Raw genomic sequence first — 14785 nt, forward strand, 5'->3', positions numbered from 1 at the left:
TCCGTTTACATTATAGCGGAGTAAATTTATGGGTCAGAAATTGGTTATAGTAGAATCACCTGCTAAAGCGAAAACCATTGGTAAATATCTAGGAAAAAATTATATAGTAGAAGCATCTATGGGGCATGTAAGAGACCTGCCTAAAAGTCAATTAGGTGTTGATATAGAAAATAATTATAATCCTAAATATATAACCATTAGAGGAAAAGGAGATTTAATCGATAAATTAAAGAAAGCTGCTAAAAAAAGTGAAAAGATATATCTTGCTACGGACCCTGATAGGGAAGGGGAGGCAATTTCATGGCATCTTTCAAAAATTTTAGGCATTGATGAAGAAGAAAAATGTAGAATAGAATTTAACGAAATCACCAAAACCGCTGTTAAAAATTCAATAAAAAATCCAAGAGCAATAAATATTAATTTAGTAGATGCTCAACAAGCTAGAAGAATAGTAGATAGATTAGTGGGCTATGAAATAAGTCCAATACTTTGGAAAAATGTTAAATGGGGTTTAAGCGCTGGAAGAGTACAATCTGCTGCTCTTAACCTAATATGTCATAGGGAAAAAGAGATAGAATCCTTTGAACCCAAAGAATACTGGACTATAGATTCACTGCTTAAAAAGAACAAAACAAAGTTTCTAGTGAAACTTCATTCTTACAAAGGGCATAAGATAGATCTCCCTTCAGAAGAGGAAGCAAATAAGGTATTAAGTGACTTAGAGAAAAATGATTTTTTAGTGAAGTCTATTAAAGAAAGCTCAAGAAGCAAAAATCCACTTCCACCATTTACCACTAGCACATTGCAACAAGATGCTTATAAAAAATTAAATTTTTCTACTAAACGTACTATGTCAGTAGCTCAACAACTATATGAAGGGGTTGAAATAAAAGGACATGGCACTGTAGGTCTTATAACTTATATGAGAACAGATTCTGTTAGAATTTCTCAGGAAGCTCAAGAGGCAGCTAAAACTTTTATTAATGAAGCCTTTGGAGAAAAGTATATACCTGAAAAGCCTAGAATGTATAAAAGTAAAAAGAATATTCAAGATGCTCACGAAGCAATAAGGCCTTCAAATATAGAAATAACTCCTGAAATTGCAAAGTTAACTTTAACAGATGAACAATATAAGGTATATGCACTAATATGGAACAGGTTTGTAGCTAGCCAAATGTCTTCTAGCCTTATAGATACAACAACTGTAGATATAAAAAATGGAGATTATATTTTTAGAGCCTCAGGCTCCATAACAAGATTTGATGGTTTTATGAAAATATATGAATATTCCAATGAGGAAGAGAATGAAAACTCAGTATTTCCTTCTTTAGAAGAAAATGAAAAGTTACAAAAGCTTGAAATTTCTAAGAAACAACATTTTACTACTCCTCCTCCAAGGTATACAGAAGCGAGTTTTGTAAAGCTTCTTGAGGAAATGGGCATTGGTAGACCAAGTACTTATGTTCCTACGATTTCCACCCTGTTGGATAGGAAATATGTACAAAGAGAAAAGAAGAATTTACTGCCTACTGAGCTAGGAGTAATAGTTAATAACATAGTAGAAGAATATTTTAAACAAATTGTTGATGTGGACTTTACAGCTGAAATGGAATCAAATTTAGATGACATTGAAGAAGGTAAGGATCAATGGAGAGACATTGTAGATAAATTTTTTAAACCTTTAAAGAAATCCATTGATATAGCAGAAAAAGAAGTATCTAAAGTGACTATAGAGGATAAAGTCAGTGATGTTCCCTGTGATAAATGTGGGAAAATGATGGTTATTAAACATGGAAGATATGGTGACTTTCTTGCATGTCCTGGATATCCTGAATGCAAAAACACTAAGCCTATAATAGAAGAGATAGATGTTGCTTGCCCTCAGTGTGGTGGCAAGGTAGTGATTAAAAGAAGTAAGCGCGGTAGAAAATTCTATGGATGTTCAAATTATCCTCAATGTAATTTTGTTAGCTGGTATGAACCTACTAATGAAAAATGTGATAAATGTGGTTCCTATATGCTAAAGAAATACAATAAAAATCAAGGTGAATACTTACAATGTTCCAATAATGATTGCAAGAATAAGGTTTTAAATAAATAATGGTACTTACTCTATAAAAAAAATGTCGAATCCTCATAATAATAGTTGAAATAGAAATAAATATGTGATAATATATTGAATTGGATGAGTGTTAAAAATATTGAAAAAATTTATAATATTCTCACAATTTTATATAATGACTAGGTTCATGCAACTCATAAGGAGGATTTAAATGTCTACACTACTTAATAAAACTAGAATGTTAAATAAGATTCTTCAAAAATCCGGAACTGATCCTGTAGCTTTTGAAGACATATGTAAACTTTTAAGCGACGTGCTTTCATGTAATGTTTATATAGTAAGCAGAAAGGGTAAAATCCTAGGACACGAATTTGCATCAGATTTTGAGTGCGATATCATGAAGAGTAAGGTTATAACTAATGGTAGATTTCCTGAAGATTATAACTCAAAATTACTTAACATTCATGAAACCATAGCTAATGTACCCAATAAAGGAGAATGTGTTTTTCCAGGAGAAGGTAGTTGCTCTCATGAAGAAAAATTGTCAACTATAGTTCCTATTATAGGAAATCGTGAAAGATTAGGAACTCTACTCTTAGCTAGGTTCAACCAAGCCTTTACCGATGATGATTTAATACTTATAGAATATAGTGCTGCCATAGTAGGCATGGAAGTATTAAGAGCGAAACAAGGCGAAGTAGAAGAAGAAGCTAGAAAGAAAGCAGTAGTGCAATTAGCTTTAGGAACATTATCTTATTCAGAATTAGAAGCAGTTGAACATATATTTGATGAGTTAGATGGAACTGAAGGACTGTTAGTAGCTTCAAAGATTGCAGATAAAGTTGGAATAACTCGTTCAGTAATCGTTAATGCATTAAGAAAGTTTGAAAGTGCAGGAGTTATAGAATCCCGTTCTTTAGGTATGAAGGGTACACATATAAAAATATTAAACGAAAAACTTTTAGATGAATTAAAAAAGATAAGATAGGATAAGAACAATTTAGAATTTAGAATGTAGAATGAAGGAGGAAACTCAGAGAGTTTCTTTGAATGTATGAGGAAAGAAGCTTTAGAAAAGCTTCTTTTTTTCTTAAATTTTAAATTCTCAATTCTCAATTCTAAATTATTTACCAAAATTATATTGATAGAACCCAATCCTTATGCTATACTAACTAAGGTAAGAAAATACACACATTATCTAATTCCCAAAAAGGTGCCTGATATTAAGGTGTTTTGCGAATATGAAGATAATGGAGGAAAAAACCAGGAGGTATTAAAATGTCAGTTATATCAATGAAGCAACTGTTAGAAGCTGGTGTTCACTTTGGACATCAAACTAGAAGATGGAACCCTAAAATGGCTCCATACATTTTTACAGAAAGAAACGGTATTTACATTATCGACCTTCAAAAAACTGTAAAAAAAGTAGAAGATGCATATAACTTCGTTAAGAGTGTATCAGAAGAAGGCAAAGACATTCTATTTGTAGGAACTAAAAAACAAGCTCAAGAAGCTATTCAAGAAGAAGCGGTAAGATCCGGAATGCACTTTGTAAATAATAGATGGTTAGGTGGTATGCTTACAAACTTCACTACCATCAAAACTAGAATAAGAAGATTAGAAGAACTTGATCAAATGGAACAAGACGGAACTTTTGAAGTTCTTCCTAAAAAAGAAGTTATAAAGCTTAGAAATGAAAAAGAAAAGCTTGAAAAGAACCTTGGAGGAATAAAATCCATGGACTCTGGAAACATAGGAGCGCTATTTGTAGTTGATCCAAGAAAAGAAAAAAATGCTATTTCAGAAGCTAAAATTCTTGGCATACCAGTAGTTGCAATAGTTGATACAAACTGTGACCCAGATGAAGTTGATTATGTAATTCCAGGAAATGATGATGCAATAAGAGCTGTTAAGCTAATAACTGCTAGAATCTCTGATGCTATCATTGAAGGAAGACAAGGCGAACAATTAGCTGAATAATTATAATGGAGGTAGGTGAAGTTAAACTTCATTTACCTTTTACATTAACTAATAAGGAGGAGTAACATGATTACTGCACAATCCGTAAAAGAGTTAAGAGAAAAAACCGGCGCTGGAATGATGGACTGTAAAAAAGCGCTAACAGAAACCAATGGCGATATGGATAAAGCTATTGAGTTATTAAGAGAAAAAGGCCTTGCAGCGGCTGCTAAGAAAGCAGGAAGAGTTGCTGCTGAAGGAATTGTTGAAACCTTCATAACTGAAGACCATAAAAATGCTGGTATTGTTGAATTAAACTGTGAAACTGACTTTGTTGCTGCAAATGAAGAGTTTAAAACTTTAGCTAGCAATGTAGCTAAAATGGCTGCTTCAACAAATTCTTCAACTATTGAAGAGTTCTTAGAAGAAAAATATATTGCTGATAATAGCATTTCAATAAAGGATGCAGTAACAGCATTAATAGCTAAATTAGGCGAAAATATGAACTTAAGAAGATTCGAGAAATTCGCTATAGATAATGGTGTTATTCAAAGTTACATTCATGGTAACGGAAGAATAGGAGTTTTAGTTGAACTTGCTTGCGATTCAGAATCACCTGTACTTTTAGAAGTAGCAAAAGACTTATGTATGCAAGTGGCAGCAGCTAACCCTCTTTTCATAGGAAGAGAAGATGTAGATCACGAATCTCTTGATAAGGAAAGAGAAATATATAGAGTTCAAGCATTAAACGAAGGAAAGCCTGAGAAAATTGTTGATAAAATGGTGGAAGGCAGAATTCAAAAATATTATAAAGAAGTTTGTTTAGTAGACCAATTATGGGTTAAGAATCCAGATATGTCCATAACTAAATACTTACAAGAAAAATCAAAAGAAGTTGGTTCTCCAATTAAAGTTACTAGATTTGCTAGGTTTGAAAAGGGAGAAGGAATCGAGAAGAAAGAAGAGGACTTTGCTGAAGAAGTTGCAAGACAAATGCAAAGCAAGTAATTAACAGAAGAAGAGAACACCTTGTGTTCTCTTTTTTTAAAATCTATATTAGTAGGAGGATTAAGTTATATGAGCAGCTGTAAATATAAAAGAGTAATTCTTAAGTTATCTGGTGAAGCATTGGCTGGAGACGGTGGTTTTGGTATAGACTTTAATGTAGCATTAAGAATAGCTCAAGAAATAAAAGAACTTGTTGAGATGGGAGTAGAGGTTGGAGCAGTAGTAGGTGGCGGAAATATATGGAGAGGCAGAAGTGGAGAAGGCATGGATAGAACTACTGCTGACTATATGGGAATGTTAGCTACATGTATTAATGCTTTAGCTCTTCAAGACTCATTAGAAAGCATCGGAGTTTTAACAAGGGTTCAAACTGCTATAGAAATGAAAGAAATAGCAGAACCATTTATAAGAAGAAGAGCTATGAGACATCTAGAAAAGGGAAGAGTAGTGATTTTCGCTGCTGGAACCGGTAATCCTTATTTTTCAACAGATACCACTGCGGCATTAAGAGCTGCTGAAATTGAAGCTGATGTTATTCTCCTAGCTAAAAAAGTAGATGGAGTTTATGATAAAGATCCTCATAAGTTTTCTGATGCAAAAAAATATGATAAACTATCATATATAAGGGTTTTAGAACAAGGTTTACAAGTTATGGATTCAACAGCCACTTCTTTATGTATGGACAATAATATTCCAATTTTGGTGTTTGCGCTAGATGAACCTGGTAATATTAAAAGAGCTATTTGTGGTGAGCAAATAGGTACCCTAGTTTGTAAATAATAGGAGGCTAAAAATGATAAAAGATATTATTTCAAAAGCTGATGAGAAAATGAAAAAGTCTATTTCTGTATTAAAGTCAGATCTTTCAACTTTAAAAGCTGGTAGAGCTAACCCTACTATGCTAGATAGAATCGAAGTTGAATATTATGGAAGTATGGTTCCTGTTAATCAAGTATCAAATGTTTCCGCACCAGAACCAAGAGTACTAATGATTACACCTTGGGAAAAATCTACATTAAAAGATATTGAAAAAGCTATTCTTAAATCTGACCTTGGAATTAATCCTTCTAATGATGGCTCAGTGATAAGATTAGTTATACCAGAATTAACAGAAGAAACAAGAAGAAATCTAGTTAAGACTGTAAAAAAATATGGTGAAGACACAAAGATAGCTATAAGATCTATAAGAAGAGATGCTAACGATAAAATTAAAGCTCTAAAAAAAGACTCTGATTTATCTGAAGATGAAATGAAAAAATCTGAAGAAGATATTCAAAAAACCACAGACACTTATGTAAAAGAAGTAGATAAGGTAATTGAAGCCAAAGAAAAAGAAATAATGGCAATATAAATAAAACCTGCTTAGCAGGTTTTATTTATAAAAAGTCGGGGGTATAATAGTGTTTAATATATTCAAGAAAAAAACCAACTCAAACACTTCTATAGAAATAGATTATAATAATATACCAAAACATATAGCTATTATTATGGATGGTAATGGTAGATGGGCAAAGAAAAAAAATTTGCCTAGAACTTTTGGTCACAAGGCTGGAGTAGAAACCATAAGAAAAATTATAAAAGAATGTAATAGATTAGGCATTAAGTACCTAACATTATACGCTTTTTCCACTGAAAATTGGAAGAGACCTAAAGATGAAGTTAATGCATTAATGACTTTATTAGTAGAATATTTAAAAAAAGAATTTGATGAGCTAAACAAAAATGGCGTAGTAATTAATTATATAGGAGATATAAGTAAATTACCTAAAACTTGTCAAGAAGAGCTAATAAAAGCAAAGAGAAATACCATAAACAATAAAGGTGTAGTGATGAATCTAGCATTAAACTATGGTGGTAGAGCAGAAATAATAAATGCACTAAATAGTTTAATATCAGATATTAAAGATAAAAATAGTAAAAATATCACCATAAGTGAAAAAGATTTTGAAAAGTATCTTTATACTTCTGGAATGCCAGACCCTGATATTATAATTAGACCTAGTGGAGAACAAAGATTAAGCAATTTTTTACTATGGCAGTGTGCTTATTCAGAATTTTGGTACTCAGATATTTTATGGCCTGACTTTTCTGAAGCTGATTTGCACCAGGCTATATATGATTATCAAAATCGTGACAGGCGATTTGGTGGTATTTAATCAGGAGGATAAAAATGAAAAACAGTAGATATTTAGGGGCTTTAATATTATCTCCTCTTATAATATTTTTATTTTTAGGAGGAATCTATTTAAAGATAATGACATTTATACTATCTTTATTTGGTATGTATGAAGCTTATAAAGTAATAAAATCTAAGAATAATTTTAAACCTTTTTCCTTTATAGGTTATGCTATGCTTGTAATTTATTATTTGCTGGGGGCTGATGTAACAAAGCTGGGATATATAATTCCTATATTTACCCTATTGCTGCTATGCATACCTATTATAGATCTAAAATATAATTTTATAGATATGTTTATTACCTTAGGTGTATTTGTTTATGTAGGAGTATTCTTTAGTTTTATAACTAATATAAATTCAAAACCCTATGGTGCTTATTTAGTGTGGTTAATATTTATAAGCTCCTGGGTGGGTGACACATTAGCTTATTATACTGGTAGATATCTAGGAAAAAACAAGCTATGTCCAAAAGTAAGTCCTAAAAAGACCATAGAAGGATCTATAGGTGGTTTATTAGGAAGCACTTTAGGTTGTGGGATATACGGTATAATAATTAGTAAGTACATAACTGGAATCCCTATAATACATTTTTTCCTAATAGGTGCTTTATGCGGTATTATGGGGCAATTTGGTGATTTAACAGCGTCATCTATAAAGAGATATTTTGATGTAAAAGACTACTCTAATTTAATACCAGGACATGGTGGAATATTAGATAGATTTGATAGCATAATATTTTCAGCTGTAATTATATTTTATTATATTACGTTTATTATAATCCTTTAAACTGTAGTCATATCTACAGTTTTTTTATTTATATATAGTAGTATAAATTTATTTTTAATATTATATATAAATAACTGGAGCTGATAATATGAAGAATGCCTATAAGTTATTATATTGTATATTACTACTGCTGATATTTGTAGCTATAAATTACTTTATACAAAGTTATTTTAAGCCCACCTTTATAATAATAGTACTTTATGTCATTACATTACCTTTATTTAACTTAATAATAAAAAAAGTTAATAACTTTAAAATAGCATCTATATTAAGCTTAATAATAATAAATGCAATGATAATAATAATTTCTTTTTATATGGGAAATTATTTATTTGAACTAATCGTAGATAAAGTAATCACACAAAAGACATATTTTGATATTATCATTAAAAATATTTTATCTAAGTTTAATATGAGCTTTGAAGATTTATGGAATAATTTAAGTAAAATAAGCAATCCCTTATTTATTAAAAGTGCTGCTTATACAGGGGAGATAGTAATAGTTTATTTTATAGGAAATGTAACTGTATATTTTTTATTATCAGATAAGAATATAGTTATAGAGCTTATTAAGATATTTTTTCCAGAAAGATATCTTTTAAATATTAAAAAAAGTATGCTTAATATTAAACATCTACTTACCATGGAAATTATAATGGTGCTAGCCTCTACATTAGAAATATTAATAGGATTTTTAGTACTAGGTATTAAGGATGCCTTTATACTTTCCTTTATCTGTGGGTTATTAGATATTTTGCCTTATGTTGGAACAGTAATTGTTTTTATACCATTAATAATATACAATATAGTAATAAAACAATACTTTACTGCTTTTGGGTTAATATTTTTATATATACTTATAGGCATAGTAAGACAGATACTTGAAGCCAAATATATAGGCAATAAATTTAGTATTCACCCACTTCTCATAATATTATCCTTATATATAGGTATTGAAATGTTTGGGATATTTGGGTTATTTATAGGTCCTTTGTATGTTATAATGGCAAAAGAAATAATTTTAAATTAATTTAGGAGGACATCATGAAGAACTTAACAATAATTGGAGTAACAGGATCCATAGGAACACAATCTATAAATCTAATAAGATTAAATAAACATAAGTATAATTTAGTTGCAATATCTGCACATAAAAGTATTGATAAAGTTATAGATATAATAAAAGAATTTAATATTCAATATGTTGCTATAACTCATAGAGATTCTTATGAAAAATTAAAGGATTACCTTAAGATAAATAATATTAAATGCAAAATATATTATGGAATTGAAGGTTTAAATACCATATGCTCTTTAGATGAAGTAGACACTGTATTAACCTCAGTGGTAGGAATGGTGGGTTTGCTACCAACCTTAAAAGCTATAAGAGCAAAGAAAAATATAGCTTTAGCTAATAAAGAAACCTTAGTAGTGGCTGGAGAAATTGTAATGGCAGAAGCTAAAAGGAATAATGTAAAAATACTTCCTGTGGATTCAGAACATAGTGCTATATTCCAATGCCTTCAAGGAAACGAAAACAATGCTATAGATAAAATACTTCTTACTGCTTCTGGTGGACCTTTTAGAGGTAAAAAAACACAGGACTTATTAAATATAACCCCAGAACAAGCATTGAAGCACCCAAAGTGGAATATGGGTAAAAAAATATCTATAGATTCAGCCACACTTATGAATAAAGGATTAGAAGTTATTGAAGCCCGTTGGCTTTTCAACTGTGAATATGAAGATATTCAAGTAGTAGTGCATCCAGAAAGCGTTATTCATTCTATGGTTCAATATACTGATGGAAGTATAATGGCGCAGCTTAGCAGTACAGATATGACACTTCCTATTCAATATGCCTTAAACTATCCTATAAGGGATACATCCTTTATTAAAAAATTAGATTTATTTGAAATTAATAAATTAACTTTTGAAAAACCTGATTTAGAAACCTTCAAATGTTTGCAATTAGCATACCAAGCAGGTAAGGAAGGAGGATTTGTACCTACCGTTTTAAATGCTTCCAATGAAGCTTGTGTAGATATGTTTATAAGAGAAAAAATATCATTCCTACAGATTTCAGAAATAATAGAAAGATGTATGGATAAATTTTCTATTAATGAAGAACTAAACATAGATAATATTATCAATTTAGATAAAAAAGTTAAAGAATTTGTTTACAATAATTATTAACTGGAGGGAAATATGTATATAGTATTAGCATTATTGGCTTTTGGAATATTAGTAATGATTCATGAATTAGGTCACTTTATGCTAGCAAAATTAAATAACGTAAAAGTTGAAGAATTTGCTATAGGTATGGGACCGCAAATATTTTCTATAAAGGGTAAGGAAACAAAGTACTCATTAAAAATACTTCCTATTGGTGGGTACGTGAAAATGTATGGAGAAGAGGAAGATGTATCTGACCCCAGGGCATTTATGAGTAAATCTCCTCTTCAAAAAATCAGCATAGTAGCAGCTGGTGCTATAATGAACTATTTATTGGCGGTTTTACTTTTCTCTCTTATTTCTTTTAACAATGGGTTTACAAAACCGATTTTAAGCGAAATTGTACCTAATTCTCCAGCTGAAAAAGTTGGTTTAATGCCAGGAGACACCATTAAAGAAATTAATTCTCACAAAGTAATTACTTGGGAGGACTTTACTCTTCATGTTATGATGTCTAATGGGGCAGAAGTTAATTTGAAATATGAAAGAAAGGGTAAAGTAAATAGTATTACTTTGGTGCCTGAGAAGGATATAAAAGAAAATAGATTTAAAGTAGGTATAGGTGCCACCGTTGTGGATAATCCATCCGTAGGTGATTCTATCACTCATGGATTTAAACAATCCATTTCAACTATAAATCAAGCGATTTTTTCTTTAAAAACAATATTCACTGGTAAGGCAAAATTAAATGATGTAGGCGGTCCAGTAACTATAATAAGGGTTTCAGGAGCTGCTGCAAAAGCAGGAATATGGAATTTAATGTGGTTTACTGCCTTGCTAAGCGTACAATTAGCTGTATTTAATTTGCTACCTTTCCCTGCTTTAGATGGGGGTTGGGTTTTTATACTGCTTATAGAGTTAATTACCAGGCGTAAAGTAAGTGAAAAGATAATTCAAACAGTAAATTATATAGGAATGTCCTTACTATTATTACTTATGCTATTAGTAACTATTAAGGATATATTATTTCCAATTAAGCTTTAGGAGATGCTATATATGAAAAGACGGGAAACAAAAAAAATAAAAGTGGGAAATATATTTATAGGTGGAGATTCTCCTATAACAGTTCAGTCTATGACCAATACTGATACTCGTAATATTCATGCTACCATAGAACAAATAAGAAAATTAGAAGAAAATCATTGTGACATTATTAGATGCGCAGTGCCAGATATGGAAGCTGCTACAGCCCTAAAAGAAATAATAAAAAATATAAATATTCCCTTAGTAGCAGATATTCACTTTGATTACACATTGGCTTTAGAATCAATAAAATCAGGGGTTTCTGCCTTAAGGATAAACCCAGGTAACATAGGAAGCATTGAAAGGATAAAAGCTGTAGCTATGGCGGCAAAAGATAGCTGTATCCCTATTAGAATAGGTGTAAACAGCGGTTCTTTAGAAAAAGACCTGTTAGAAAAATATAAAAAGGTTACTCCTGAAGCATTAGTAGAAAGCGCATTAAGACACGTTAAAATTTTAGAAGATATTAATTTTAATGATATAGCTATTTCTATTAAAGCTTCAGATGTTCCCATGATGATTGACAGCTATAGATTGATATCAAAACAAGTTCATTATCCTCTTCACCTAGGAGTAACAGAAGCAGGTACCTTATGGAGAGGTACTATAAAATCTTCCATTGGCATTGGAACTTTACTTTCTGAGGGTGTGGGTGATACCATAAGAGTGTCTTTAACAGGAGATCCCGTAGAGGAAGTAAGAGTAGGAAGAGAAATATTAAAATCCCTAGGATTTATTAATTCAGGTGTTCAGTTTATTTCCTGTCCTACCTGTGGGAGAACTCAAATAGATCTAATTAAAATAGCAAAAGAAGTAGAAGATAAGTTAAAGCAGTGTGACAAAGATATTAAAGTTGCCATTATGGGCTGTGCTGTAAATGGCCCAGGAGAAGCTAGGGAAGCTGATATCGGCATAGCTGGTGGAGTTAATGAAGCTTTGATATTCAAAAAAGGCAAAATCATTAAAAAGGTTAACGAAGAATCAGTGGTAGAAGAACTACTGAAAGAAATAGAAAATATGTAGGTGAAACCTGCACATTTCTCATTGCATTAATTTTATCAAAAGAAGATCTTAGAATAAGAGCAAAGGTAACAAAAACCGTTATTGAAAACCTTCAGAATCATGGTTCTCTTAATGGTCTTCAAGAGGCCAACTAATTGTCTTTATTTGGATAACTCATAAATTTAACTTGTATTATATAACCTGCTGTGATATTATTGTTGTGTAGATTATTCAATTTATAGTATGCTTTGTGAAGAGTGGGCTAAAACCCGCTCTTTCTATTTGTATTTGTAGCTCTTATTTAAATCTAATACAAATTATTATTTAGGAAATAATAATTTGTATAATTATATAAAAGAATTATATAAAATACTTCTTAAGTAAAGGAGGTTTGAAAATGAAATTAGAAAGTTTAGTAAATGACGTTGAAAGCTTAATTAAGCCCTCTATAGAAGAAATGGATTATGAACTGTATCATGTAGAATATGTTAAAGAAAATGGGGAATTTTATCTAAGGATTTATATCGATTCTCCTTCTGGGATATCACTGCAAGATTGTGAAAAGGTCAGCAGGACTATTAGTGACTTATTAGATGAAGCTGATCCTATTAAAGATGCTTATTACCTAGAGGTTTCCTCACCAGGTGTTAACAGATATCTATATACTCCAAAACATTACCAAGATAATATTTCTAAAAAGGTCCTGGTGAAAACTATTTCACCAGTCTTGACTAAAAAAACGCATGAAGGCATTTTAAAATCTTTCAATGATAATGAAATTACCATAGAAAATAACAATGAAGAAATAAAAATTCCCTTAGATAAGATTAAATCAGTAAATGTGGAAGTGGATTTTTGATGAGGAGGCTTATGAAAAATGAATGAGGAATTTATTGGTGCATTGAAGGAAATAGTTAAAGAAAAGGGTATTAGCGAAGAATTATTATTTACTACCATAGAAGATGCACTTGTAGCAGCATATAAAAAGAATTACGCTAATACTGGTAGCACTGCTCAAAATGTAAGGGTTAGCATGAATAGAGAAAATGGCGAAATTCATGTATATGCTCAAAAAACTGTAGTGGAAAATATTCAAGATGATATTTCTGAAATATCCTTGGAAAAAGCTAAAGAAATAAGCCCAAGATATGAAGTGGATGATATTGTAGATATAGAAGTTACTCCTAGGACCTTTGGAAGAGTAGCTGCACAGTTAGCTAAACAGGTGGTAATCCAGAGAATAAAGGAAGCTGAACGAAATATTATCTACAATGAATTTGTAGAGAAGGAATTTGATATTATTACAGGTATAATTATTAGAAAAGACAAAGGTAATGTATTTGTAGACTTAGGAAAGGTAGAAGCTATTTTAGGGCCAAATGAGCAGATGCCTGGAGAAGAATATAATTTCAACGAAAGGCTAAAGCTTTATATAGTTGAAGTTAAAAACACCCCTAAAGGAGCACAGGTGGTAGTATCTAGAACTCATCCTGGTTTAGTTAAAAGACTTTTTGAATTAGAAGTTCCTGAAATATTTGAAGGAATTGTAGAAATAAAAAGTATATCAAGAGAAGCAGGATCTAGAACAAAGATCGCCGTTCAATCTAACGATGAAAGTATAGATGCTATGGGAGCTTGTGTAGGTCCTAAAGGCGTAAGGGTACAAAATATCGTTAGCGAGTTGAAAAATGAAAAGATAGACATAATTAAGTGGAGTAAACTCCCTGAAGAGTATATTGCAAATGCATTAAGCCCTGCAAAAGTATTAGATGTAACTATAGATGAAGAAAGCAAGTCTGCTAGAGTAATAGTAGATGATACTCAATTATCCCTAGCTATAGGAAAAGAAGGTCAAAATGTTAGACTCGCAGCTAAATTAACAGGATGGAAAATTGATATTAAGAGCAAGGCTCAGGTAGAAGAATAACCTTTGAATAAAAGGGGTGATAACATGAAAAGCAGAAAGATTCCCATGAGAATGTGCAATGGATGTATGGAAATGAAGCCCAAAAAAGAGCTTATTAGAATAGTAAAAAGTCCTGAAGGAGAACTATCTGTAGACTTAACGGGAAAAAAACCAGGTAGAGGTGCTTATATCTGTAAAGATACAAACTGCTTGGAAAGTGCAATTAAATCCAAGAGAATCAATAAAAACTTAGAAACTGTAGTTAATGATGAGATTTATAATAAACTAAAGGAAGAGATAGTAAATGAATAGTTTTCTTCAATTTCTATCTCTAGCTAAAAAATCTGGTAATTTAGTTGAAGGCTATAACAATTGCGAGCTTTTATTAAACAAAAAAAATATTTTCTTGTTTATTTTTTCTAATGAAATATCCTATAATTCCGAGAAAAAATTTGTAAGGTACTGTACCCTCAATAACATACCCTACATTAAAGAATTTTCTAAACATGAATTAGGCAATTCTTTAGGACGACAAGAAATAAATATAATATGTGTAACAGACAAGAATATTAGTAACAAATTACTTTCCATTTTAGAAGGTAATAAGTAAACAGGAACAAAATTC

At 31.0% G+C, this 14785-nt stretch carries 16 protein-coding genes and 1 pseudogene; all 17 read left to right on the forward strand.

Translation table 11 applies throughout. The features are described 5' to 3' along the window. The first annotated feature begins 28 nt into the window (after positions 1 to 28). The 17 genes and pseudogenes from topA (at position 29) to BUA82_RS04120 (ending at position 14770) form a co-directional block, all read left to right on the forward strand. Positions 29 to 2101 carry a type I DNA topoisomerase gene (gene topA, locus BUA82_RS04040; RefSeq protein WP_073004888.1) on the forward strand — a complete coding sequence of 691 codons (2073 nt, stop codon included), beginning with the start codon at positions 29 to 31 and terminating at the stop codon, positions 2099 to 2101. Between the two features lie 172 nt (positions 2102 to 2273). Beyond that, positions 2274 to 3050, forward strand: coding sequence for a GTP-sensing pleiotropic transcriptional regulator CodY (codY, locus tag BUA82_RS04045; RefSeq protein WP_073004889.1), 777 nt, complete (start codon positions 2274 to 2276; stop codon positions 3048 to 3050). A 290-nt stretch (positions 3051 to 3340) separates the two neighbouring features. After that, a complete protein-coding gene (gene rpsB, locus BUA82_RS04055; protein ID WP_073004891.1) occupies positions 3341 to 4042 on the forward strand; it encodes a 30S ribosomal protein S2 in 702 nt (233 codons plus the stop codon). Positions 4043 to 4108: 66 nt separating this feature from the next. Further along, the gene (tsf, locus tag BUA82_RS04060) at positions 4109 to 5029 is read left to right on the forward strand and encodes a translation elongation factor Ts (RefSeq protein WP_073004892.1); all 921 of its coding nucleotides are present in this window, start codon (positions 4109 to 4111) and stop codon (positions 5027 to 5029) included. Positions 5030 to 5098: 69 nt separating this feature from the next. Further along, entirely contained in the window at positions 5099 to 5809 is a 711-nt protein-coding gene (pyrH, locus tag BUA82_RS04065; RefSeq protein ID WP_073004893.1) for a UMP kinase, read from the forward strand. A gap of 13 nt (positions 5810 to 5822) precedes the next feature. Continuing rightward, positions 5823 to 6380, forward strand: a complete 558-nt coding sequence (gene frr / locus BUA82_RS04070) for a ribosome recycling factor (RefSeq protein ID WP_073004894.1) — start codon at positions 5823 to 5825, stop codon at positions 6378 to 6380. A 49-nt stretch (positions 6381 to 6429) separates the two neighbouring features. Beyond that, positions 6430 to 7185: an isoprenyl transferase gene (locus tag BUA82_RS04075; protein ID WP_073004896.1), complete on the forward strand. Its 756-nt coding sequence runs from the start codon at positions 6430 to 6432 to the stop codon at positions 7183 to 7185. Between the two features lie 14 nt (positions 7186 to 7199). Further along, positions 7200 to 7994: a phosphatidate cytidylyltransferase gene (locus tag BUA82_RS04080; protein ID WP_073004898.1), complete on the forward strand. Its 795-nt coding sequence runs from the start codon at positions 7200 to 7202 to the stop codon at positions 7992 to 7994. Between the two features lie 88 nt (positions 7995 to 8082). Next, positions 8083 to 9024 carry an AI-2E family transporter gene (locus tag BUA82_RS04085; protein WP_073004900.1) on the forward strand — a complete coding sequence of 314 codons (942 nt, stop codon included), beginning with the start codon at positions 8083 to 8085 and terminating at the stop codon, positions 9022 to 9024. Between the two features lie 14 nt (positions 9025 to 9038). Beyond that, positions 9039 to 10190, forward strand: coding sequence for a 1-deoxy-D-xylulose-5-phosphate reductoisomerase (locus tag BUA82_RS04090; protein ID WP_073004902.1), 1152 nt, complete (start codon positions 9039 to 9041; stop codon positions 10188 to 10190). Positions 10191 to 10202: 12 nt separating this feature from the next. After that, positions 10203 to 11213: an RIP metalloprotease RseP gene (rseP, locus tag BUA82_RS04095; RefSeq protein ID WP_073004904.1), complete on the forward strand. Its 1011-nt coding sequence runs from the start codon at positions 10203 to 10205 to the stop codon at positions 11211 to 11213. Positions 11214 to 11225: 12 nt separating this feature from the next. Beyond that, a complete protein-coding gene (gene ispG, locus BUA82_RS04100; protein WP_073004906.1) occupies positions 11226 to 12275 on the forward strand; it encodes a flavodoxin-dependent (E)-4-hydroxy-3-methylbut-2-enyl-diphosphate synthase in 1050 nt (349 codons plus the stop codon). Positions 12276 to 12307: 32 nt separating this feature from the next. Next, a pseudogene (locus BUA82_RS21205) lies at positions 12308 to 12409 on the forward strand (DNA polymerase III); the annotation flags it as partial. Between the two features lie 242 nt (positions 12410 to 12651). After that, complete coding sequence (rimP, locus tag BUA82_RS04105) at positions 12652 to 13113, forward strand: ribosome maturation factor RimP (RefSeq protein WP_073004909.1); 462 nt, start codon at positions 12652 to 12654, stop codon at positions 13111 to 13113. 18 nt (positions 13114 to 13131) lie between these two features. Further along, positions 13132 to 14181 (forward strand): transcription termination factor NusA, encoded by a 1050-nt coding sequence (gene nusA / locus BUA82_RS04110; RefSeq protein WP_073004911.1) that lies wholly within the window; start codon positions 13132 to 13134, stop codon positions 14179 to 14181. A 24-nt stretch (positions 14182 to 14205) separates the two neighbouring features. Next, on the forward strand, positions 14206 to 14472 hold the full coding sequence (gene rnpM, locus BUA82_RS04115) for an RNase P modulator RnpM (RefSeq protein WP_073004913.1): 267 nt from the start codon (positions 14206 to 14208) through the stop codon (positions 14470 to 14472). Then, positions 14465 to 14770 (forward strand): ribosomal L7Ae/L30e/S12e/Gadd45 family protein, encoded by a 306-nt coding sequence (locus BUA82_RS04120; protein ID WP_073004915.1) that lies wholly within the window; start codon positions 14465 to 14467, stop codon positions 14768 to 14770. The genes rnpM and BUA82_RS04120 overlap by 8 nt, the downstream gene beginning before the upstream one ends. The last annotated feature ends 15 nt before the right edge of the window (positions 14771 to 14785 follow it).

It is taken from the genome of Clostridium amylolyticum, from assembly GCF_900142075.1.
Lineage (GTDB): Bacteria > Bacillota > Clostridia > Clostridiales > Clostridiaceae > Clostridium_AA > Clostridium_AA amylolyticum.

Coding starts and splice junctions, on each gene's coding strand:
- topA (WP_073004888.1), top strand. CDS start 29: ATGGGTCAGAAATTGGTTATAGTAGAATCACCTGCTAAAGCGAAAACC.
- codY (WP_073004889.1), top strand. CDS start 2,274: ATGTCTACACTACTTAATAAAACTAGAATGTTAAATAAGATTCTTCAA.
- rpsB (WP_073004891.1), top strand. CDS start 3,341: ATGTCAGTTATATCAATGAAGCAACTGTTAGAAGCTGGTGTTCACTTT.
- tsf (WP_073004892.1), top strand. CDS start 4,109: ATGATTACTGCACAATCCGTAAAAGAGTTAAGAGAAAAAACCGGCGCT.
- pyrH (WP_073004893.1), top strand. CDS start 5,099: ATGAGCAGCTGTAAATATAAAAGAGTAATTCTTAAGTTATCTGGTGAA.
- frr (WP_073004894.1), top strand. CDS start 5,823: ATGATAAAAGATATTATTTCAAAAGCTGATGAGAAAATGAAAAAGTCT.
- BUA82_RS04080 (WP_073004898.1), top strand. CDS start 7,200: ATGAAAAACAGTAGATATTTAGGGGCTTTAATATTATCTCCTCTTATA.
- BUA82_RS04085 (WP_073004900.1), top strand. CDS start 8,083: ATGAAGAATGCCTATAAGTTATTATATTGTATATTACTACTGCTGATA.
- BUA82_RS04090 (WP_073004902.1), top strand. CDS start 9,039: ATGAAGAACTTAACAATAATTGGAGTAACAGGATCCATAGGAACACAA.
- rseP (WP_073004904.1), top strand. CDS start 10,203: ATGTATATAGTATTAGCATTATTGGCTTTTGGAATATTAGTAATGATT.
- ispG (WP_073004906.1), top strand. CDS start 11,226: ATGAAAAGACGGGAAACAAAAAAAATAAAAGTGGGAAATATATTTATA.
- rimP (WP_073004909.1), top strand. CDS start 12,652: ATGAAATTAGAAAGTTTAGTAAATGACGTTGAAAGCTTAATTAAGCCC.
- nusA (WP_073004911.1), top strand. CDS start 13,132: ATGAATGAGGAATTTATTGGTGCATTGAAGGAAATAGTTAAAGAAAAG.
- rnpM (WP_073004913.1), top strand. CDS start 14,206: ATGAAAAGCAGAAAGATTCCCATGAGAATGTGCAATGGATGTATGGAA.
- BUA82_RS04120 (WP_073004915.1), top strand. CDS start 14,465: ATGAATAGTTTTCTTCAATTTCTATCTCTAGCTAAAAAATCTGGTAAT.